This window comes from Micromonospora sp. RTBAU3-60, from assembly GCF_054963695.1.
This window is the reverse complement of record NZ_JBUEGB010000059.1, coordinates 1-21,374: the sequence shown is the minus strand read 5'-3', so window position 1 is coordinate 21,374 and position 21,374 is coordinate 1. Positions and strand designations below refer to the sequence as shown.

Genomic DNA, 21,374 nt, shown 5'->3' with positions numbered 1-21,374 from the left:
TCTCCTGTGTGCGTTCTCGGTGGTGGTCAGGCGCCCCAGCCGGCCTGCTGGCCGCCGACGCGTTCGGCGCGGATCTTGTCGAAGTAGCCGGAGCGGGCGTACGCGCCCATCGGATCCGGGTCCAGGCCCAGCTCGGTGCGCAGCTCGGCGAGCAGCGGCCGCACGTCGGTGTGGTAGGCGTCCATCAGCACCGCGTTGGCGCCGAGCACGTCACCGGCCTGCTGGGCGGCGGCGAGCGCGTCGGCGTCGACGAGCAGTGCCTTGGCGGTCGCCTCCTGCACGTTCAGCACCGAGCGGATGATCGCGGGGATCTTCGGCTCGATGTTGTGGCACTGGTCGAGCATGAACGCGATCCCGGCCTCCGGGCGCAGCGCGTCGCCGCGGACGATCTCGTACATGATGCGGAACAGCTGGAACGGGTCCGCGGCGCCGACCATCAGGTCGTCGTCGGCGTAGAAGCGGGAGTTGAAGTCGAACGCCCCGAGCTTTCCGGCCCGCAGCAGGAACGCCACGATGAACTCGATGTTCGTGCCGGGCGCGTGGTGCCCGGTGTCGATGACGACCTGCGCCTTCTCCCCGAGTTCCAGGCAGTGCGCGTACGCGGTGCCCCAGTCCGGCACGTCTGTGGTGTAGAAGGCCGGCTCGAACAGCTTGTACTCCAGCAGCAGCCGCTGGTGGTCGCCGAGCCGGTCGTACGTCTCGCGCAGCGCGGCGGCGAGCCGGTCCTGCCGGGCGCGGATGTCGTCCTGGCCGGGGTAGTTGGTGCCGTCGGAGAACCAGAGCTTGAGGTCGCGGGAGCCGGTGCGGTCCATGATGTCCACGCACTCGAGCAGGTGGTCGATCGCCTTGCGACGCACCCCCGGATCCGGGTTGGTGACGCTGCCGAGCTTGTAGTCGTTGTCCTGGAACACGTTGGCGTTGATCGCGCCGAGGGCGACGCCCTGGTCCGCGGCGTACTTCGCCAGGTCGGCGTAGTCGTCGACCCGGTCCCACGGGATGTGCAGGGCCACCGTCGGCGCCACCCCGGTGAGCCGGTGCACCACCGCCGCGTCGGCGATCTTCTCGTACGGGTTGCGAGGCACACCCTCCTGCGCGAAGACCTTGAACCGGGTGCCGGAGTTCGCGTACGCCCAGGACGGGGTTTCGATGCGCTGGGTGCGCAGGGCCTGCTTGACCCGGTCGCGGGTCTGCGCGTCGGACTGGCTCATCGTGAATCTCCCGTCTGGGCGGCGAGCTGCGCCTCGAGGTTGAAGACCTCGTCCAGCGGCCGCATGGCGCGGTCGGCCGTGCCCTGGTCGAGGTCGAGGAAGAAGGACGCCATCTCCGCCTGCCAGCGGGCGTTGACGTCGCGGGCCTGCATGGCGGCCTGCGCCGCCGCGAAGTCGTCGGTCACCAGGAACCCCACGAGCAGACCGTCCTCGCGCAGGAACAGCGAGTAGTCACGCCATCCGCTCTCGGCCAGGGCGGCGAGCATCTCCGGCCAGACCCGCTCGTGCCGGGCGCGGTACTCGTCGAGCCGGGCCGGGTCGACCTGCAGGGTGAAGCAGATGCGGGGCATGGTTCTGTTTCCTTCTCGTTGCTCACTGTTGGTCAGTTAGCACGAGTAGGACAATTCGCTCTTCGCCACCACCTTGTGAAGGTGTGGCTGAAGTCCAGGCTGGGCAGTCTCAGCCGAACGGTCATCTGCCGCTACCAGCGGAGATGACTACGACGTCGCCGGTTCCTGGAGTAGCCCGAATCCTCGGTGATGCCTCAGCCGAAGCCTCGACATGTCAACTCCAGGCCCTTGACGGGCCGTCACCAAGAACCTCTTGGTGTTGCCGGAAACCTTCCGACCGCGAAGAACCTACTCGCGCTGTCCAGTTGTGTCTAGCTGTAGTCGAGAAACCGACTACTAGTCAGTCCTCCCGTCGGCGCCCTCGGATGATGCCGGCGCGACCGGCGCCGGCATCACCTCCGGCCGTCAGAACTGGAACTGGTCGATGTTGCTCTTGTCGAAGACGGTGGGCGGGCCGAGGACCACGACGCCGTCCTTGCCGACAGTGAACTCGCCGAGCTTGCCGGCCTTGAACTTGTCGCCCTCGGCGCCGGTGATCTGGCCGGAGGCGAGCGCCGCGCCGGCGTACGCGGCGAGGTAGCCGAGGTCGGCGGGGTTCCACAGGGCGAACGCGTCGACCGTGCCGTCCTTGACGTACTCGCGCATCTGGTTGGGGGTGCCCAGGCCGGTCAGCTTGACCTTGCCCTTGTACTGCGATCCGCTGAGGTAGCGGGCGGCGGCGGCCACGCCGACCGTGGTCGGGGAGATGATGCCCTTCAGGTTGGGGTACGACTGCAGCAGGCCCTGGGTCTCCTGGAAGGACTTCTGGTCGTCGTCGTTGCCGTAGGCCACCGTGACCAGCTTGATCTTGCTGTACTCGGGCTTCTGCAGTTCCTCCTTCATCAACGCGATCCAGGCGTTCTGGTTGGTCGCGTTGGCGGTGGCGGACAGGATGGCGATCTCGCCCTCGCCGCCGATCTGCTGAGAGATGAGCTTGACCTGGTTCTCCGCGATGCCCTCGGCGGTCACCTGGTTGACGAAGATCTGGCGGCACTCCGGCTTGGTGTCCGAGTCGAAGGTCACGATCTTGGCGCCGGCGGCCTTCGCCTGGTTCAGCGCGCCGCAGATGGCGTTGGGGTCGTTGGCCGAGGTGACGATCACGTCCATGCCCTGCTGCGACAGGGTGTTGATGTAGCTGACCTGGGACGAGGCGCTGGCCTCGGAGGGGCCGACCTCCTTGAACTCGCCCTTGATCTCGGTGACCGCGTCCTTGCCACCGTTGTCGCTGGTGGTGAAGTAGGGGTTGTTCACCTGCTTGGGCAGGAAGGCGATCTTGAGGCCTTCCTTGAGCTTGGCGTCCGGGTTGGCGGCGCCGCTGGCCTGCGCGCCGGCACCGGTGTCGGTGCCGGAGTTCTCGCGCGTGGTGCCGCCGCAGGCGGCGGAGCCGAGCAGCAGCGCGGCGAGGGTGAGGGCGGTGGCCCCGGCGCGGAGCCGTCTGTACGTGGACATCGTTATCCTTCCAGGGAGGTGGGGTGCGGAGACGGTCACGACGCGGTGAGGCGCGCGCGTTGCCGTCGGCGGTGCAGCCGGGCGCGGACGTCCGCGACGGCGTTGGGCAGTACCACGGAGACGATGAGCAGGGTCCCGGTGACGATGGTCAGCGCGTTGGCGTCGACGTCAGCGAGCTGCAGGGCGTTGCGCAGGACACCGAGGAGCAGGACGCCGGCCACCACGCCGAGCAGCCCGCCGCGACCGCCGAAGATGGACACGCCGCCGAGCAGCACCGCGGTCACCACGGTGAGCTCCAGGCCGGTGGCGTTGTCGCCGCGGGCGCTGGCGTAGCGCAGGGTCCAGAAGACGCCGACCAGCCCGCACACCGCCCCGGAGACCACGAACAGCCAGAACTTGGTCCGGGGCACCGACACGCCGGCGAACGTGGCGGCCTCGTCGTTGTTGCCCATCGCATATAGCGCCCGGCCGACCGGGGTGGCGTGCAGCACGACGCCGAACACCAGCGCCAGCAGCAGCACCGGGACGACGGCGGCGGGGATCGACGTGCCCGGGAGGGTCTGCACCGCGGCGGCCGTCCAGCTGGCCGGGAAGTCGGCCACCGCCTGGTCGCCGAGCACCACGAAGGACAGCCCCCGGTACAGGGCGAGGGTGCCGATGGTCACGGCCAGCGACGGCAGCCCGAACCCGGTGACGAACAGGCCGTTGACCGCGCCGAGCGCGGCGCCGAGCAGCACCACCAGCACGCAGATCAGCTCCAGCGACAGCCCGCTGGACAACCACAGCTGCCCCATCAGGGTGCTGCACAGGCCGACCATGCTGGCCACCGACAGGTCGATCTCGCCGGTGATGACGATCAGTGTCATGGGCAGCGCCAGCAGGGCCAGCGGCACCAGGTCGAGCAGCAGGAACTGGGCGTTGCGGCCGGTGGCGAAGTTCGGCACCGACAGGCCGGCCAGCAGTACGGCCACCACCAGGGCGGCCACGATCGCCGCGTCCCAGGAGCCGAGCGCGCCACGCAGGCCCGCCAGGCGGCCCGCCTCCGGCTCGGTGTCCGCGACGGACGGCGGTGCGGCATACAGGCTGTCATGCGCCATGGGCGCTTCTCCCTCGGAGCCGGGCCGCCATCCGGAGGGCCAGGAGCCGGTCCAGGCCGATGGCGGCGAGGATGAGCGCGCCGACCACGGCCTGTTGCCAGAACGGGTCGATGCGCAGGACAGCCAGCGAGCTGCCGATGGTGGTGAGCAGGACGGCACCGAGCGCCGCGCCGTACGCGCTGCCGCTGCCGCCGAAGATGGCCACCCCGCCGACCACCGCGGCGGCGACGACCTGCAGTTCCAGGCCGGTGCCGGCGGCCGCGTCGAGGGTGCCGAACCGGGCGGCGTAGAGCACGCCGGCCAGGCCGGCGAGCGCGCCGTTGGCGACGAAGACCGCGAAGACCCGCCGGCCGACCGGGATGCCGGACAGCCGGGCGGCGGCTGGCTCCGAGCCGATGGCGTACAGCTCTCGGCCGGTGCGGTAGGAGCGCAGGTAGAACCCGACGGCGGCGACCACGATGAGCGCGACCAGGAAGAGCACGGGTACGCCGAGCACCGTCTGGTTGCCCAGGCGCAGGAACGACCGGGGCATGTCGGCGGCGTTGATCTGCCGGCCGGCCGCCCAGTAGTAGTCGACGCCGCGGAAGGCGTAGAGGGTGCCGAGGGTGATGACCAGGGCCGGGACCTTGGCCACCGCGATCAGGCCGCCGTTGACCACCCCGCAGACCGCGCCGAGCGCGACGCCGAGCAGGAGGGCGAGCGGCCAGGGCGTGCCGGGTGCGGCGAGGAAGAGTTCGCCGGTGGCGAAGGCGACCAGCCCGAGGATCGATCCGACGGACAGGTCGACGTTGCGGGTGACGATCACCAGGGTCTGGCCGACCGCGAGGATCACCAGGATGGCGCAGCCGAGCAGCAGGTCCTTGATGCTCTGCCCGCTCAGGAACCGGTCGTTGCGCAGCGTGGTGACCAGGATCAACGCGGCGAGGGCGATCAGCAGGCTGAGTTCGCGTACGGCGAGCAGCCGCTCGGTGAGGCCGCGCCGCGGCCGGCCGGGGCCGGGTGGCGGGTTGTCTGCGGCCTGCACGCTCGCGCCGGTATCGGTGAGGCTCATGCCGTCGCTCCTTGGCCGGTGGCGGCGTACATCACGGAGGTCTCGTCGGCCTCGCCCCGGGGCAGCTCGCGGACCACGCGCCCCTCGTGCATGACCAGGACCCGGTCGGCCATGCCGAGCACCTCGGGCAGCTCGCTGCTGATCATCAGGATGGCCAGCCCCTCGCCGGCCAGTTCGGACAGCAGCCGGTGGACCTCGGCCTTGGTGCCGACGTCGATGCCGCGGGTGGGTTCGTCGATGATCAGGATGCGGGGTTCGGTGGCGAGCCACTTGGCGAGCACGACCTTCTGCTGGTTGCCGCCGGACAGGGTAGCCACCGGCGCGGCGAGCCGGGCGGTCTTGACCTGCAGCCGGCGGGTCCAGCGGCGGGCCTCGGCCCGCTCGGCGCCACCGAGGAGCAGGCCCAGCCGGCTCAGCGCGCGGCGGCGGGCCAGGGTGGCGTTGCGCTCCACCGACAGCTCCATGACCAGGCCCTGCTGGCGGCGGTCCTCGGGCACCAGGGCCATACCGGCGGCGATCGCCTTGCCGGGGTTGCCGGGTGGGAGGACGCGGCCGGCGACGCGGACCTCGCCGGTGTCGTAGCGGTCGACGCCGAAGACGGCACGGGCCACCTCGCTGCGTCCGGCGCCGACCAGCCCGGCCAGGGCCACGATCTCGCCACCTCGGACGGAGAAGGACACGTCGGAGAAGACGCCGGCGCGGCTGAGCCCGCGTACCTCCAGCAGGGTGTCGCGCAGCGGTGCGTCCAGTTTCGGGTAGAGCGAGGACACCTCACGGCCGACCATGCGCCGCACCACCTCGTCAACGGTGAGGTCGGCGGTGCGGTCGCTGGAGACCCAGGCCCCGTCGCGCAGCACGGTGATCCGCTGGCACAGGTCGAAGACCTCGTCGAAGCGGTGCGAGATGAACAGCACGGCCGCGCCGCGCTCGCACAGCGACCGGGCGACCGCGAAGAGGCGTTCCACCTCGACGCCGGAGAGCGCGGCGGTGGGCTCGTCCATGATCAGCACCCGGGCGTCGAAGGAGAGCGCCTTGGCGATCTCGACGAGCTGCTGGTCGGCGATGGACAGTCCGCGCGCGGGGCGGGCGGGGTCGATCCGGACGCCGAGGCGTTCGAACAGCCGCTCGGCGTCGCGGTTCATCGCCCGCGTGTCGATGCGACGCAGGCCGCGCAGCGGTTGCCGGCCCATGAAGATGTTCTCCGCGACCGTGAGGTCCGGGAACAGGGTCGGCTCCTGGTAGATGACGGCGATGCCGGCGGCGCGGGCGTCGGCGGGGCCGCGCAGCTGCAGCGGCCGGCCGTCGAGGGTCATCCGGCCGGAGTCCGGGGCGTGGGCCCCAGCGAGGGTTTTCACCAGGGTGGACTTGCCGGCCCCGTTCTCGCCGACCAGGGCGTGGGCCTCTCCGGGGTGCAGCGCCAGGTGCACTCCCCGCAGCGCGGCGACGGCCCCGAAGGACTTCGTCACGCCGTCCAGTTCCAGCAGCGGAGCGCTCTCCGCGCCCGGTGCGCCGGGGCTCATCCGATCCCCTCCTGAATCGTTTCACGGGTTGTGCATGGACGGTAGGGGCCGGCATTCGTGACCGTCAAGAGTTTCCCGGCGATTTCTCGGCTGTTTCGCGCCGGGGCGAATCAGCAGACGGCGCAACGCCGCTGCGGCTGCGACGGAGGCGCGCCGGCCAGGTCGGCCGACTGGATGAAACGTTTTAGAAGCTATAGACTGCCCGTCATCGCCCGGCCGGCCCGTTCCGGCCGCGCGCCCCGTACGGCCGCGGCAGCATCGCGACCGCGGCGCCCGCACCCGACCGCGGGCCGCAACCACCCACCGCACCGATCATCAGGGGAGCCATGGCAGCGGCGAACATCAAGGAGGTGGCCCGGCACGCCGGCGTTTCCCTCGGCACGGTGAGCAACGTGCTCAACCGGCCCGACACGGTCGCCCCCGCCACCCGGCAGCGGGTGCTCGACGCCATCACCGAACTCGGCTACGTCCGCAACGACTCCGCCCGCCAGCTGCGCGCCGGGCACAGCCGGACCGTCGCCATCGTGGTGCTGGACGTGGCCAACCCGTTCTTCACCGACGTGGTGCGCGGCGCCGAGCAGGTGGTCGAGGAGGCCGGCGCGATGCTCGTCGTCTGCAACAGCGGCGAAGACAGCGCCCGGGAACGCCGGCACCTGGAGCTGCTGGAGGAGCAGCGGGTCCGTGGGGTGCTCATCACCCCGGTCGGCCACGGCCCCCAACCCAACCTGGACAAGCTCATCGACCGGGGCATCCCGGTAGTGCTCGTCGACCGTGGTTCGGGCCGGGCCAGCCGCTGCTCGGTGGCCGTCGACGACGTGCTCGGCGGCCGGCTGGCCATGGACCACCTGCTGGACCAGGGCCACCGCCGCATCGCGTACCTCGGCGGCCCGTTCTCCATCGCCCAGGTCGCCGAACGGCACGCCGGGGCCGCGGCCGCGCTGGAGGAGCGCGGCGGCGCCGAACTGCGGGTGGCGACCACCAGCAGCCTGACCGTCGCCGCCGGACGCCGTGCCGCCGAGGACCTGCTGGCCCTGCCCGCCCGGCAGCGGCCCACCGCCGTCTTCTGCGCCAACGACCTGATCGCGCTCGGCGTGCTGCAGGAGGTCACCGCGCGCGGCCTGCGGGTGCCCGCCGACGTGGCCATCGTCGGCTACGACGACATCGAGTTCGCCGGCGCGGCGGCGGTGCCGCTGTCATCGGTGCGGCAACCCCGCGAGCAGCTCGGCCGCACCGCGGCCCAGCTGCTGCTGGAGGAGGCGCAGTCCGGCGAGACGCACCAGCACCGGCACGTGGTGTTCCAGCCGGAGCTGGTCGTCCGCCGCTCCAGCGAGCAGACCCGGCGCGCCCGGCGCTGACCCGGCCCGCACACGCGCGACGGCGCCGGCCCGCGCTCCCCCGCGCGACCGGCGCCGTCGCCGTCCTCAGGCGGTCGGCGCGGAACTGCTGACGAACCGCCAGATGCCCGCGCCCACCGTGTGCACCAGGTAGCCGCCCACCATCCGCCGGGCGGTCACCAGCCCGCCCGGTGACGCCTCGACGTCCTCGGCCCGTGCCGCGGGCACGTGCACCTCGGCGGTGGCCCCCACCGGCACCTGCACGGTCAGCTCGAACTGGCCGTCCTGGAGCCGCCAGGCCGACGACGCCCGGCCGCGGACCGTCTCCACCGCCGCCGACGCGGCGGACACCTCGACGCGGGCGTCCGGCCGCACCACGATGCGCGCCCAGCCGTCGGCGACACCCCGCAGGCCGGCCACGTGCTCGTACAGCCACTGCACGACGGTGCCGTGGAAGTAGTGCTGGCGCGAGCGGGTGGACGTCGGCCACATCTCCCACATGGTGTCGGCGCCGTTGTCCACCCAGTAGCCCCAGCTCGGGTAGGTCCGCTGCAGGGCCACCCGGGCCGCCACGTCGGCGTGGCCGTGCTCGGTCAGCACCGGCAGCAGGACGCTGGTGCCGAGGCAGCCGGTGTTGAGGTGCCAGCCCCGCTCGCGGATGTCGGCGACCAGGTTGTCCACCACCTTCCCCACCAGGTCGTCGGGCACCAGCCCGAACGCCAGCGGCACCGCGTTGGAGGTCTGCCGGTAGCCGGGATCCCGGTCGGTGCGGTACAGCCCGCGCGTACGGTCGAGGAACGTCTCGTTCAGCCGGTCCCGCAGCCCGGCCGCGGCGGTCCGGAACCGGGCGGCCTGCGCGTCCTGCCCGGTCAGCTCGCCGACCTCGGCCGTGGCCACCAGCGCCCGGTGCAGGTACGCGGTCGCGGTGAGCCGGGTGTCCTCCGGCGGGTTGCCGCCGGTGCCCGGTGACAGGTAGTCCCCGAGCGCGGTCACCGCCAGCCCGTCGCGCAGCCGGCCCAGCTCCCACTCCAGATAGTCGACCACCGGCTGCCAGTGCTGGTGCAGCAGCCGGTCGTCGCCGTACCAGCGGTGCATCTCGCGCAGCACGAACGGGTAGACCGTCGTCCACTCCGGCGCCGGGGCGAGCTCCTGGTAGCCCCAGCCGCCGCTGGGCACGATCACCGGCACCTGCCCCGAGGAGACCTGGCTGTCGCGCAGGTCGCCGAGCCACTTGGTGAAGAACCGGGACAGGTCGAGCAGGCCCGCCATGGTGGGCGCGGCCACCTGCGCGTCACCGGTCCAGCCGTTCTTCTCGTACATCGGGGTGTCGGTGGGGATGCCGTGCAGGTTGTTGCGCACCGTACGGCGCATCATCCGCTCGAACTGCTCGAACAGCGGCTCGCTGCACCGGAACTCGCCGACGTCGCGGACGTCGGAGTGCACCACCCGCATGGTGACGGTGCCGGTGGTGGCCGCCGCGGGCAGCCCGTCGAGCTGCACGTAGCGGAAGCCCTTGTACGAGAACTGCGGCTCCCACACCTCCTCGCCGCCGCCCCGGGCGACGTACTCGTCCTGCTGGAACCGCGCGCTCTGCACGTTGCCGTTGGACGCCTCGACGGTGCCGTCGGCGCGCAGCTTCTCGCCGTAGAGGATGCGGATCGTGGTGCCGGCCGGGGCGGTGACGCGCAGCCGGACCCAGCCGGCGGTGGTGCGGCCGAAGTCGGCCACCCAGACACCGGCACGCGGCGAGGTGAGGGCGACCGGGGCGACAGACTCGACCACCCGGATCGGCTCGTGCTCCTGGGCGCGCAGGGCGCCGGCCGGGGCGTCCAGCACGCTGGCCCGGTCCCAGCCGGAGTCGTCGAACCCGGCCGTCGACCAGCCCGCCGGCTCCTGCCGGGCGTCGTAGGTCTCCCCCGCGTACAGGGAGTTGGACAGGGTGGGGCCGGCGGTGATCCGCCAGGCGTCGTCGCTGACGATCTCGGTGCGCGACCCGTCGGGGTGCTCCACGACGAGGCGGGCGAGCAGCCGGGGCTCGCCGTGCCAGGGCGGCTGCTGCCAGCGCCACACGTTGCGGGTGGTCATGCCGTAGAAGCCGCGGCCCAGCTCGGCGCCGAGGACGTTCTGACCCTCGGCGAGCAGGTCGGTGACGTCGTGCGTCACGTACAGGACGGTGTCGTCGTAGTCGGTGAACCCGGGGTCCAGCACGGCGGTGCCGACCCGCTCGCCGTTGACGTGCAGCACCTGGTAGGCAAGGCCGCTGGCGTACAGCCGGGCGCGGGCCACCGGCTTGGTCAGCCGGAACGCGCGCCGCAGCAGCGGGGCGGGCCGCTCCTCCACGGCCGGCTCGACGCCGCTGCCCCACGGTCCCTGCCCGTACGGGGCGAGCACCACCACCGGCGTCCAGCCCGAGTCGTCGTGGCCCGGCTGCTCCCAGCCGGACTCGACGGTGCCGGTGGTCCGCCAGCCGGCGTCGGTGACCAGCACCAGTTCCCGGCTGTCGGCGGTGCGTACGACGAGCTTCGCGATGAGGCCGCCGGGGTTGACCGACGCGCCGGGCCGGTTGGTGGCGATCGCGGCGAGCACCAGGTCACCGCCGACGGCCTGGCGGGCCAGTTCGGTGACGTCCGCGACCCGGGCGGTGCGCCAGCCGTCGGTCTGCTGGGGCGCCGACAGCGTGAGCCGGCCGGCCACGTACGCGGTGAAGTCGTCGTCGGCGCTCATGATCAGCCGGGCAGAGGTCACGTCGAGCCCCGCGGGCAGGGCCAGCCGGCCGCGGAACCAGCGCGGGCCGGCCGGCGCGTTGTTCACCGTCGCGCCCGGACCCCAGACCCACGACGTGCCGGCCAGGTCCAGGGACCGGGGCTGGGGCACGGTGACGTTGCCGCCCCACGGCCCCTGCCCGTACGGGGCGAGCACGGCCACGCCGGCCCAGCCGGCGTCGTCGTACCCGGCCTCCTGCCAGCCCGGGTGCTCGGTGTCCGTGCTGCGCCAGGCGCCGTCGGTGACCAGCACGAGCCGCTCCCCGGCGGCGGTCACCAGCACCAGCTTGGCCAGCAGGCCGGCCGGGTTCACCGACGGGCCGGGCCGGTTGGTGGCCACCGCGGCCAGGGTGAGCGCGCGCCCGGCGGCGGCGCGAGCCAGTTCGGTGACGTCGGCGAGCTCGGCGCTCTTCCAGCCGTCGCTCTGCTGCGGGGCATACAGCACCTGCCGCCCGTCGAGGTAGGCGGTGTAGTCGTCGTCGGCGGTGACGACGAGGTGCGCGGCGGCGATCTCGACCCCGGCGGGCACCGCGAGCCGGCCCCGGAACCAGCGGGTGCCGGCCGGGGCGTTGCTGGCGCTGGCCCCGGGCGACCAGATCCACGACGCCCCGGCGAAGTCGAGCGGGGCCTGCGCGACGTCCGGCTGCGCGCCGACCCACTTCGCCGCGCCGAAGCCCTCGTCGAGCAGGCCGGTCTCGAACCAGGTCGGCGTGCTCCACCCGGTCTCCCGGCCGGCGCCGTCCCACAGCCGCACCGTCCAGTGGTAGCGGGTGCGCGGGGCCAGCGCCGGGCCGGCGTACGGCACGCCGACGGCGCGCGCGGACGCCACCCGGCCGGAGTCCCAGACGTCGGCCGTGTCCGGGGTGAGCCGGTCGGCGCGGGTGGCCACCAGCACCTGGTACGCGCTCTGCGTGGTGTTGTGGCCGGGGGCGGTGCCGGTCCAGGAGAAGCGGGGCTGCGTGATGTCGGTGCCGAGGAGCTGGTCGGCGTACTCGGTGCGGGGGCGGCCGACCGAGAGGGGACCGGCGCCGGCGCCCGGGGGCGGGGCGGCCGCCGCCGGCGCGGCGGTGCCCGCGCCGAGCGCGACGGCTCCCGCGCCGGCGACGCCCCAACCGAGCAGGGATCGGCGGCTGAGCTCGGTCCCCTGTGGCGGGACCGGTGGTGTCTGGGCCATGGGAGCTACTCCTCGAGGTCGGGTCAGGACGGCGAGCCGGCGGGCAGGGGGGCCGACCAGACGTCGGCGATCGACGGGTCGTAGCCGTCGCCGCTGTCGCGGAAGCGCACCCGCACCACCCCGTCGCGGGTCGCGTCGGGCAGGTCGACGACGAACTGGTAGCTGACCGTGCCGGCCCCGCCCGCGGTGCGCCGGAAGGAGCGGGTGTGCGCCACCACCCCGTCGACGACGATCTCGTAGTCCTTCAGCTGCGCCTGGTCGTACGTCTCCACGGCGCGCAGCACGAACGGTGCGCCGGGTGCGACGGCGAGGTCGAACTCGAACCAGCCGTCGGGGTAGCTGACGTTGGTGTAGCGGCGGGTCAGCCCGGCCTCGGTGTTGGTGCCCGAGTGGGCCGAGGCGGTCAGGTGGTGCGCCTGTTCCGACGCCGGGTCGCCGAGGTCGACGTGGTCGTACGCGCCGGCCGGCGGGTTGGTGAACCGGACCGGGACCGCGAGTGCGCGCCGTTCGGCGGCGGTGTCGCCGGTGGCCACGGTGATCGCGGCCGGTCCTTCGGTCACCGTCACCGGTGCGGTGAGGACGGTCGACACCGTGGTCTGCGCGCCGGGTGCGAGGTCGTACCGGGCGGTGGCGGAGGGCACCCGCCAGCCGTCGGGCGCCGTGGTGGTGAGCTGCCCGGTCATCGGCACGGTGGCCCGGTTGCGCAGCACGGCGCTGACCGTCGTGGTGGCGCCGGGCGTCACGGCGGTGGGGGTGGCGGAGGCCGACTCGATGAGCACGGCGGGTGCGGTGGTGATCGTGCCGGCGACGGGCAGGGTGGCGGTGCCGTCCTGGTGTCGGTAGCTGGCCGACCCGTCGAGGGAGACCGACGCCGGCGGCTGGTCGGCGGGGACCCGCAGGTCGTAGCGGTGACTGACGGTGGTGCCGGGGGCGATGGTGCCGGGGCGGTCGCCGACCGGCGTCACCGTCCAGCCGTCGGGCGCGCGGAGGGTGGAGGTCACCCCGGTCATCGGTGTGCTGCCGCCATTCGTGACGACGACGGTGGCGTGGACGACGTCGCCGGGCAACCGCTCCCCCACCGGCAGGTCGAGCTTGGCCACCGCGCCGACCAGGGTCGACGACGCCGCGGAGAGCCGCTGGTCGACCTGGGTGAGCAGCGCGGTGAACCGGTCGGCGTGGGCCGCGGCGACCCGGCCGACGCCGACCTGGGTACGCAGCCACCGGTCCAGGTCGGCCGCGGTGGCCAGGGCGTGGTGCACCTCGCCGGCGGCGGCAGCGCTGTCGCCGGCCAGGTACGCGGTCCGCGCCGCGGTCGTCTCGTCGGCGAGCTTCCCGAGCTGGGCGCGCAGGTGCGCGACCACCGGCCGGCCCAGGTCGTCGGCGCGCTCGTCGGTCAGCGTCGACAGCGCCTGCACGGTGTCGGCGGTGTCGCCCAGGTCGCCCAGCACCCGGTCGACGGCGAAGGAGTAGGAGCCGGAGCCGATCTCGTAGACGGCGGTCCCGCCGTCCATCCGGACGAACCGCACGCTGTCGGCCTGGTCCGCCGGCCGGCCGCCCTCGGTGACCGCGTGCCGTCCGGGTGCCGGGATGCGCACGGTCGCCGTGACGTTCGCCGGGACGGTGACCTTCAGCCGCAGGTCACCCCGGGCGTCGAGGTTCCAGTCGCTGCCGATCACGCCCTGTGCCGCCTGGTACGAGGCGCGGGCCGAGGTGAGGCCCCCGCCGGGCTGGGGCGCGAAGGTGAGGTGGGTGTAGCCGGGGTTGCCGGAGTCGGGCTGGATACCGGCGACGGTGCGGTACATCCAGTCACCGACGGCGCCGTAGGCGTAGTGGTTGAAGGAGTTCATCGACACGTCGCCGAAGCTGCCGTCCGGCATGATCGAGTTCCAGCGCTCCCAGACCGTGGTTGCGCCCCTGGCGATCTCGTAGCCCCAGGACGGGTAGGTGTCGTTGAGCAGCAGCCGGTAGGCGACGTCGAGGTGGCCGGTGTCGCTGAGCGCCGGCAGCAGGTCCGGGGTGCCGAGGAAGCCGGTGGACAGGTGCCAGTCGTGCCGGCGGACGTTGTCCACCAGCTTGTTGGCGGCCTTGCCGCGCAGCGGCTCGGGTAGCAGGTTCATGCCGATGGCCAGCACGTACCCGGTCTGGCTGTCGCCCTGGACGGTGCCGTCGGCGGCGACGTACGTGTCGACGAAGGCCTTGGCGATGTCCTTGGCCAGCGCCGCGTAGCGGGCCGCGTCGGCGTCCCGGCCGATGGCGGCGGCCATCTCCCCCAGCAGCCGGATGCTGTGCGCGTAGTAGGCGGTGCCGATGACGCCGGCGGGCGTCGGGTCGTCGAGGTTCAGCCAGTCGAGGTACGGGCCGGCGTTGGTGCGCCGGTTGCCGGAGCTGGTGCTCTGCAGCCAGGACGCGTAGCGCACCATCGACGCGTAGTGCTCCTCGACCACCCGGGTGTCCCCGTAGCGCTGCCAGAGCGTGTACGGGACCGTGATGCCGGCGTCGCCCCAGCCGGTCGCCCCGTCGCCGCAGCAGGCGCGCGGCGCCACGTCCGGGTACGCCCCGTTGGCCGACTGGCCGTCGCGCAGGTCCTGCAGCCACTTGCTGAGGAACGTCAGGCTGTCCATGTTGAACGTCGCGGTCTCGGCGAAGACGTTGATGTCGCCGGTCCAGCCGAGCCGCTCGTCGCGGGCGGGGGTGTCGGTGGGGATGGACAGGAAGTTGCCGCGCTGCCCCCAGGTGATGTTGCTGTGCAGCTGGTTGACCATCGCGTTGGAGGTCTCGAACTCGCTGGTCAGCTCTCCGTCGGTGTGCATGACCAGGCCGGTGACCGTCGACAGGTCGGGGGTGCCCGGGTAGCCGGTCAGCTCGACGTAGCGGAAGCCGTGGAAGGTGAACGTGGGCTCGTAGACCTCGGCGCCGCCGCCGCGCAGGGTGTAGTGGTCGGTGGCCCGGGCCGAGCGCAGGTTGGCGGTGTAGGCGGTGCCGTCGGGGTTGAGCACCTCGGCGTGCCGGATGCGCACGGTGGTGCCGGCCGGCCCGTCGACCTTCAGCCGCACCTTGCCCACCATGTTCTGGCCGAGGTCGAAGATCCACGTGCCGGGGGTGGGCTGGGTCAACGCCCGGGCCGGCAGCTCCTGCACCACCCGCACGGGCGGGTCGGCCTGGGCGACGACCGGGCCGGTCGCCCCGGGGTCGTCGACGGTGGCGGGTGACCAGCCGGCGTCGTCGAAGCCGGGCCGGTCCCAGCCGGCCGGCAGCCGGCGCGCGTCGTAGGTCTCGCCGTGGATCAGGTCGCTCAGCAGGAACGGCCCGGGCGTGGCGCGCCAGGAGCCGTCGGTGCGGACGGTCTCGGTGCGCCCGTCGGCGTAGTCGATGACCAGTTGTGCGCCCAGGTGCGGGCGGGAGCCGTAGTGGTCGGTGCCGAAGGAGGCGATGGTGCCGGAGTACCAGCCGTCACCGAGCATGGCGCCGAGCGCGTTGTCGCCCTGGCGGAGCTGGCGGGTCACGTCGTACGTCTGGTACTGCACCCGCTTGCCGTAGTCGGTCCAGCCGGGTGCCAGCTCGTGGTCGCCGACCCGCTGACCGTTGACCGACAGCTGGTAGACGCCGAGGGCGGTGGCGTAGATCCGGGCGCGGGCCACCTCGCCGTCGACCCGGAAGCCCCGGCGCAGCAGCGGGTTCGCGTCCAGCGCGGTGAGCATGGCCTCGGTGTTGCCGGTGACCCGCAGCCCGCTCGACGTGGGGGTGCCGCCGCCGAACGGGTTCTCGCCGTCGGTGAGCGCGGCCGCGAAGAGGGTGTCCTCGCCGCTGGTCACGGAGAAGTCGGAGAAGACGCCGGTCTCCGCTCCGTCGGTGCGCAGGCCGACCGAGCCGCCCTGGTGCCGGGTGTCGCGGGTGACGTCGACCTGGGTGCCGTCGACCCAGGTGGTGATGGTGTCGCCGGCCGCGGTGATGCGCAGGGTGTGCGGGGTGGTCAGCTTGTCGGCCGGCACGACCGCGCCGAGCGGCACCTCCTTGAGCACCGTCCAGGCGCCGTTGACCCGCACGTGCGGGCGCAGCTTCGCGGTGCCGCCGGTGATGGAGAACTGCCACATGTAGGCGTTGGTCGGGCCGTGGGCGCGCAGGTAGATCCCGGCCGCGTCCCGCTCGAGCCGCACCGTGGTCTGCACGGTGTAGTCCCGCCACGACTCGGTGGGCGAGGGCAGCCCGATCCAGTCGGCCCGCCAGCCCGCGGCGCCACCGACGCCGGTCTCCCACGAGGCGGGCGCGCTCCATCCGGAGGCGCGGCCCGCGGTGTCCCACACCCGGACCTGCCACAGGTAGCGGGTGCGCGGTTGCAGCGCCGGGCCGGCGTACGGGACGAGGCTGCTGCGCCGGGAGGTGACCCGACCACTGTCCCAGACGTCGGCGTCGTCGAGGCGGGCCTGGCTGGTGGCGACACGGACCTGGTAGGACTCCTGGAGCACGCCCCGGGCGGCGGATTCGATCCGCCAGCCGAGGCGGGGCTGCGCCACGTCGAGGCCGACCGGGTCGGTCGCCCGCTCGGTGGTCAGGCCGGTCACCGTCAGCTGGGGGGCCTCCGGTGCGGCGGCGACCGCCGGGCCGGCCGGCACCACCGCCGGGGTCAGCCCGAGCAGCAACACGACCACCGCGGTGAGCACGGGTCGGCGCCGCGTCGTGAGCTTCATGGTTCTCGCCCTTCTGTGCGGCGGTCCGCACCGACGTCGTTGGGGGGACGGGCGGGCCGGTGGGCGGCCCGCACGGGGGGGGGGGGGGTCAGCGGGGCTGGGCGGCCGAGTCGGCGACCGGGCGGAAGCTGGACCGGCCGGAGCCCACCTCGAACACGGCGCGGCCGTTCTCGATACCGATGAAGGTGGCCTTGCTCGGACCGGCGGCCCGGTAGGACCTGCCGTCGGTGAGCGGTAGCGCCACCCGGGCGGTGACGTTGACCGGCACCTCGAGGTCGACCAGCAGGCCGGCGCCGGTACGCCGCCAGTCGAGGCGCACCGCGCCGCGCTGGGTGGGCACGACGCCGGACGCGTGGTCGAGCCCGACGGCGGGCGGCGCCACCTCGACCACGGCGGCGCCCGGGGCGGCGGTGCGGACGCCGAGCAGCGTCTCCTGCACGTCGACCACGGCCTGCGCACCCCAGCCGTGGGACTGGCTGAAGTTGGTGCCCGCGTCGAGGGTCCAGGCCTCCCAGGTGAAGGTGCCGCCCTGGGCGAGGATGTTCGCCCAGCCCAGGTCGTCGGGGTTGGTCAGCAGCCGCAGCACCGCGTCGGGCCGGCCGGCGTCGGCGAGCGCCCGCAGCAGCCAGTGGGCGGTCATCGGTCCCTGCTTCATGCCCATCGCCGCGAGGTGGTCGGCGAGCGCCGGCAGGTCGGCCTCCGGGGCCACGCCGTGGGCGATCGCGTACGAGGTGGCGTGCTGGCCGGCATGGCCGCTCTGCGCGCCGGTGGCCGACAGCCCGTCGATGTAGCTGCCGTCGGTGCGGCGCAGCTTGGCGTTCATCGCGGCGGCGAGGTCGGCGGCCTGGCCGTCGTAGGTGGCGACCTCGGCGGCGGGCCGGCCGAGCGCCTCGGCCATCCGGGCGGTGGTGCGCAGCACGTCGACGCCCTGGGCGTTGATGGTGGTGCGGGCGGCGGCGGACATGTCGTACCCGAACCGGCCGGGCTCGGGCCAGTCGATGATGCCGTAGCGGTAGGCGCCGCTGCCGCCGGCCAGTTCGGTGACCAGGCCGGCGGTCGGGCCGGTGGCCGGGATGTGGCGCAGCACGTAGTCGGCGGTGTCCCGGATCGCCGAGTACGCCTCGGCCAGCAGCGCCCGGTCGCCGGTCTCGGTCCAGTACCGCCACACCCAGTCGACGAACATCAGCGAGTAGTCGGGGATGTCCCGCTTGCCGTCGCCGTTGGGGTAGACGGCGTTGTAGCGGCCCCGGTCGTTGCCGGTGTTCCAGTAGCGGGCGGCGGAGCGGAGGAACTCGCGGATGGCCTGCTGGGTGGCGTCGCGCTCGCCGAAGGCGCCCATCGTGGCGTAGGAGATGTTGGCGGCGTCGCCGAGGAACTGCCCCTTCTCCCGGGTGGGCGTGTCGACGAAGCCCTCCTGCACGGAGTAGAGCGCGGACCGCTTCATCATCGTCCACACCGCGTCGAGGGTGGCGTCCGAGCTGGTGAAGCTGGCCTCCCCGCCGGCGGGCACGTCGGTGTGCACCACCACGGCGGTGATGTCGTCGAGCGCGATGTCCTCGCCCGCGTCGGGGATCTCCAGGTAGCGGAACCCGAGGTGGGTGAAGGCGCGGAACTGCTGCGGGCCGTCCTTCTGCAGGTACGGGAAGCTCATGTTGGTGCCCTGCGACTGCAGGGTGGACGTGGCGACCCGGCCGGTGTCGGTGAGGGTGTAGCCGGCCCGCACGGTGACCGTGCGACCGGCCACGCCGGCGTCGAACCGGACGGCCGGGCGGGCCGGGATGACCACCCCGAAGTCCGCGACCACCGTGCCGTCGGCGGCGGTACGCAGCGCGACCGGGGCCACGGTGGTCTCGGCCAGCCGGGTCTCCTGCCCGATCAGGCGCGGGTACGCGGCGTGGGGATGCTGGCCGACCACCTCGGCGGCGGTGAACGGGGCGACAGTGTCGTCGTAGCCGGGTCGCATCCAGCCGATCACCTCGGCGCGGGCGTCCTGCCGCTCTACCCGGTCGCCCTCGCCGTTGCGGCGCTCAGCGTTCGCGACGAACTGGGTGTCCCGGGCGACCCGCCACGTTCCGTCGGTGACGAACACCTCCCGGGTGCCGTCGGCGTGCTCGACCACCAGCTTCATGAGCAGCCCACGGGCGCCGGCGGGGCGACCCTGGCCGCTGCCGTACCAGTGGTAGCGCACGCCGATGGCCAACGGCTCGCCGGCGGTCACCAGGTCGGTGACGTCCGCGGCCTGGTAGTAGTCCTCGCCCGGGTAGCCGAAGGAGGTGCCCCGGTCGGCGCGGATGCCGTTGAGGTACAGCTCGTAGGTGTGGTCGGCGGCGGTGTAGGCGCGGGCGCGCACCACCGGGCTGGCGGTGGTGCGCACCTCGGTGCGGGCGAGGGTGTAGTCGTCGGCCTCGGTGGTGGTGCGGCGGATCCAGGCGGCGCCCTCCCACTGGCTGTCGGAGATGCCGGTCTCGAAGACGCCGGTGGCAGGCGGGGACGGCTGGTCGGTGCGGTCCCAGGTGCGCACCGTCCACCGGTACGCCGTGCCGGCGCGCAGGGCGGGCCCGCCGTAGGGCACGTAGGACTGCTGGTCGGAGGCGACCTTGCCGGAGTCCCACACCAGGTCGCCGCCGGACTCGCCGACGGTGATCCGGTAGGCCGTCTGGGTCTCCCCCGGGTCGGCGTCCTGCGGCAGCCAGCCGAAGCGCGGGGCACCCTCGACGTTGAGCGGGCGGGCCCGGTCGTCGACGGTCAGCGCGGTGGGCGCGTCCGGGGCGTGGCCGCGGGCGGCCACGGCTGGTGGGGCCCCGGCGACGACGGTCGCCACGACGGTCGCCGCCGCCACGATCAGCGCCGTCCGGCGCCTGGCGAGCAGTGGGGATCCGGGAGTCTGAGGTGCCACGCCTGCCTCCGGCCATGAATCGTTTCAGGCAGGCTACGTGTTCGTGTCCCTCCTGTGAAGACATCCATCATGGCCGGATCCGGCCACGGCGCAGGTCCAGCAGCCCCTCGTGCCGCCGGTCCCGTTGAATCGTTCGAGCCACGCCGGACACCGACCTCGGCTACGTTCGGCGAGGCGACGATCTCCGGACCGACACGCTCCCACGGCGGCGCGACCTGTCGGTCCAGCGCAGCCCGACGGTAGCGTGTCCGGATGCTTTTGGTAGAGGAGCGCGACGTGGTCCGACAGCGGCTGCTGCACCTGGCCGAGGAGGATCTCGCCATGGTCGGCGCCAGCTGGCTGCGCCCCCTCCTCGCCGAACTCGTGACGACCGATTCAGTGTCGACCAGCCGCCCCGCACACCGGCCTGTCGGCTCCGCCCGACCCAAGCAGCCATGATCTCCGACGCTGTGAGCGTCGCTCGTCCGTGTGACGATTGCGGGGCAGAGCTGACCGGTGAGCTGACGCAGCGCATCGTCGGTGACCGGCTGCACTGGGCCGACGAGTGTCACTGTCCCCACTGCGGTGCGGCCTGGGTGACGTGCGGCTGGGACGACACGCCTGCCGAAATCCGCGAGGCCTTGATCGCTCAGCGTGGACTGGCACGCCTCACCGTCGAGGGAACGCCGACACACAGCCGGGTGGCGTTGTTGAAGGTGTTCCGCGAAGCCGGCGCCTCGTTACCGGAGGCGACGGCGGCCGCTCAGCGCGCGGTCACCACCGGCATCGAGGGCACCCGGACTGAGCTCGCGCTGCTGGCACAGCGGCTCCAGACGAAGAACATCTCGGCGATCATTGACGGCGACTGTTGTTGATGCGGTGAGATGTCACCGCCCGCCACAGCCGTGACACCCCGGTTCCTCGGCGAGCAGGTGGCGGAGCCGTCGGATCTCGGCGATGAGGCGAGGGACGTCACGACGTGCGCTGGCGATGAAGAGCGCGTTCTCGTCCCAGCGTTCGTCCGCGACATCGACGTAGCGCGGTTGCTGCACGAGGGTGGCGGCGACGATCTCGGAATGGTCGAAATCTGGCCAGCGTTCGCCGCGTCCGGTGTCGGCGACTGTGCTGACCGCGACCAGATTCATGGCGTCGTCATCGTCGAGTAGACGTACGTGCCAGGGTCCCGGAGTCGCCGCCGCGGCAAGCTCCTCGATCTGGGCAAGTGCCTCGTCGGTCAGTGGTTCAGGGAAATCCATCAGGCGCTCCACGCATGACACCGGGCCGCAGACAGCAGAGGGCGAAAGTCTTCCAGAGCGGTGCGGTCTGGACCGCGGCCGGCCGCCATGATCCGATCGACGGATGCAGCCGGTGTGGACGAGCGTCATCGCGGTGCTGGGCACGTTGGCCGGTGCCATCGTCAGTCACGGGTTGGCGCAGCGGGGTGCGGACCGCCGCCACGCCCAGGCCCGGACGGAGCAGCTGCGTCAGGAGCAGCTGGTGGCGTGCCGGGACTTCGCGGCAGCCGCGACGGAGCTGCGTCGCTCCGGAAACGACCTCTGGCACCGCCGCGAGGAACGCCGCAAGGACAAGACCATCGCAGCCGCCGACGCCTTCTACGCGCACCGCACCGCGTTGTGGCGCACCTACTACCACCTGCGCCTGCTGCTGGACGACGTCCGGTTGACCGCTGCGGCGGGCGAGATCATCGAGGGCGCGAGTGCCATCCCGGACGCGGACAGTCTTGACATCCTCCCGGCCCTGAAGGGGCTGGGATTCTCACGGTCGCCCGTGAGGTTTCCTGTTTCACCGCCGATTGCCTTTCCGGGAGGT

General features: G+C 72.9%; 14 protein-coding genes. 4 read left to right on the top strand and 10 right to left on the bottom strand.

Features of this window, described 5'->3' with window-relative positions:
- Positions 1–26 precede the first annotated feature (26 nt).
- The 6 genes from rhaI to ACY34I_RS32140 all read right to left on the bottom strand — a co-directional run bounded on the left by rhaI (position 27) and on the right by ACY34I_RS32140 (position 6,714).
- Positions 27–1,208, bottom strand: coding sequence for an L-rhamnose isomerase (rhaI, locus tag ACY34I_RS32165; RefSeq protein ID WP_462758943.1), 1,182 nt, complete (start codon positions 1,206–1,208; stop codon positions 27–29).
- Entirely contained in the window at positions 1,205–1,558 is a 354-nt protein-coding gene (locus tag ACY34I_RS32160; RefSeq protein ID WP_462758942.1) for an L-rhamnose mutarotase, read from the bottom strand. Before ACY34I_RS32160 ends, rhaI begins: the two co-directional genes overlap by 4 nt.
- Positions 1,559–1,963: 405 nt before the next feature.
- Entirely contained in the window at positions 1,964–3,046 is a 1,083-nt protein-coding gene (gene rhaS / locus ACY34I_RS32155) for a rhamnose ABC transporter substrate-binding protein (RefSeq protein WP_462758941.1), read from the bottom strand.
- Positions 3,047–3,081: 35 nt separating this feature from the next.
- Complete coding sequence (locus tag ACY34I_RS32150) at positions 3,082–4,143, bottom strand: ABC transporter permease (RefSeq protein WP_462758940.1); 1,062 nt, start codon at positions 4,141–4,143, stop codon at positions 3,082–3,084.
- Positions 4,133–5,194 (bottom strand): ABC transporter permease, encoded by a 1,062-nt coding sequence (locus ACY34I_RS32145; RefSeq protein ID WP_462758939.1) that lies wholly within the window; start codon positions 5,192–5,194, stop codon positions 4,133–4,135. The genes ACY34I_RS32150 and ACY34I_RS32145 overlap by 11 nt, the downstream gene beginning before the upstream one ends.
- On the bottom strand, positions 5,191–6,714 hold the full coding sequence (locus ACY34I_RS32140) for a sugar ABC transporter ATP-binding protein (protein ID WP_462758938.1): 1,524 nt from the start codon (positions 6,712–6,714) through the stop codon (positions 5,191–5,193). Before ACY34I_RS32140 ends, ACY34I_RS32145 begins: the two co-directional genes overlap by 4 nt.
- A gap of 326 nt (positions 6,715–7,040) precedes the next feature.
- Between ACY34I_RS32140 and ACY34I_RS32135 the strand changes: the two genes are divergently transcribed.
- Positions 7,041–8,069: a LacI family DNA-binding transcriptional regulator gene (locus ACY34I_RS32135; RefSeq protein WP_462758937.1), complete on the top strand. Its 1,029-nt coding sequence runs from the start codon at positions 7,041–7,043 to the stop codon at positions 8,067–8,069.
- A gap of 66 nt (positions 8,070–8,135) precedes the next feature.
- Here ACY34I_RS32135 and ACY34I_RS32130 read toward each other — a convergent pair whose 3' ends face one another.
- The 3 genes from ACY34I_RS32130 to ACY34I_RS32120 form a co-directional block, all read right to left on the bottom strand.
- On the bottom strand, positions 8,136–11,984 hold the full coding sequence (locus ACY34I_RS32130; protein WP_462758936.1) for a family 78 glycoside hydrolase catalytic domain: 3,849 nt from the start codon (positions 11,982–11,984) through the stop codon (positions 8,136–8,138).
- Between the two features lie 23 nt (positions 11,985–12,007).
- Positions 12,008–16,669, bottom strand: coding sequence for a family 78 glycoside hydrolase catalytic domain (locus ACY34I_RS32125; RefSeq protein ID WP_462758935.1), 4,662 nt, complete (start codon positions 16,667–16,669; stop codon positions 12,008–12,010).
- Positions 16,670–16,757: 88 nt separating this feature from the next.
- Positions 16,758–19,565, bottom strand: coding sequence for a family 78 glycoside hydrolase catalytic domain (locus ACY34I_RS32120; RefSeq protein ID WP_462758934.1), 2,808 nt, complete (start codon positions 19,563–19,565; stop codon positions 16,758–16,760).
- Positions 19,566–19,817: 252 nt separating this feature from the next.
- Here ACY34I_RS32120 and ACY34I_RS32115 point away from each other — a divergent pair, with 252 nt between their 5' ends.
- Together ACY34I_RS32115 and ACY34I_RS32110 are read left to right on the top strand one after the other, a co-directional pair.
- Positions 19,818–20,003 (top strand): hypothetical protein, encoded by a 186-nt coding sequence (locus tag ACY34I_RS32115; RefSeq protein ID WP_462758933.1) that lies wholly within the window; start codon positions 19,818–19,820, stop codon positions 20,001–20,003.
- Positions 20,000–20,419, top strand: a complete 420-nt coding sequence (locus ACY34I_RS32110) for a hypothetical protein (protein ID WP_462758932.1) — start codon at positions 20,000–20,002, stop codon at positions 20,417–20,419. The genes ACY34I_RS32115 and ACY34I_RS32110 overlap by 4 nt, the downstream gene beginning before the upstream one ends.
- Positions 20,420–20,431: 12 nt before the next feature.
- On the opposite strand, the gene ACY34I_RS32105 is transcribed toward ACY34I_RS32110, so the two are convergent.
- Complete coding sequence (locus ACY34I_RS32105; RefSeq protein WP_222870689.1) at positions 20,432–20,812, bottom strand: hypothetical protein; 381 nt, start codon at positions 20,810–20,812, stop codon at positions 20,432–20,434.
- Positions 20,813–20,903: 91 nt separating this feature from the next.
- Here ACY34I_RS32105 and ACY34I_RS32100 point away from each other — a divergent pair.
- Positions 20,904–21,374: hypothetical protein (locus ACY34I_RS32100; RefSeq protein ID WP_462758931.1), on the top strand; the 471-nt coding region annotated here is incomplete at its 3' end.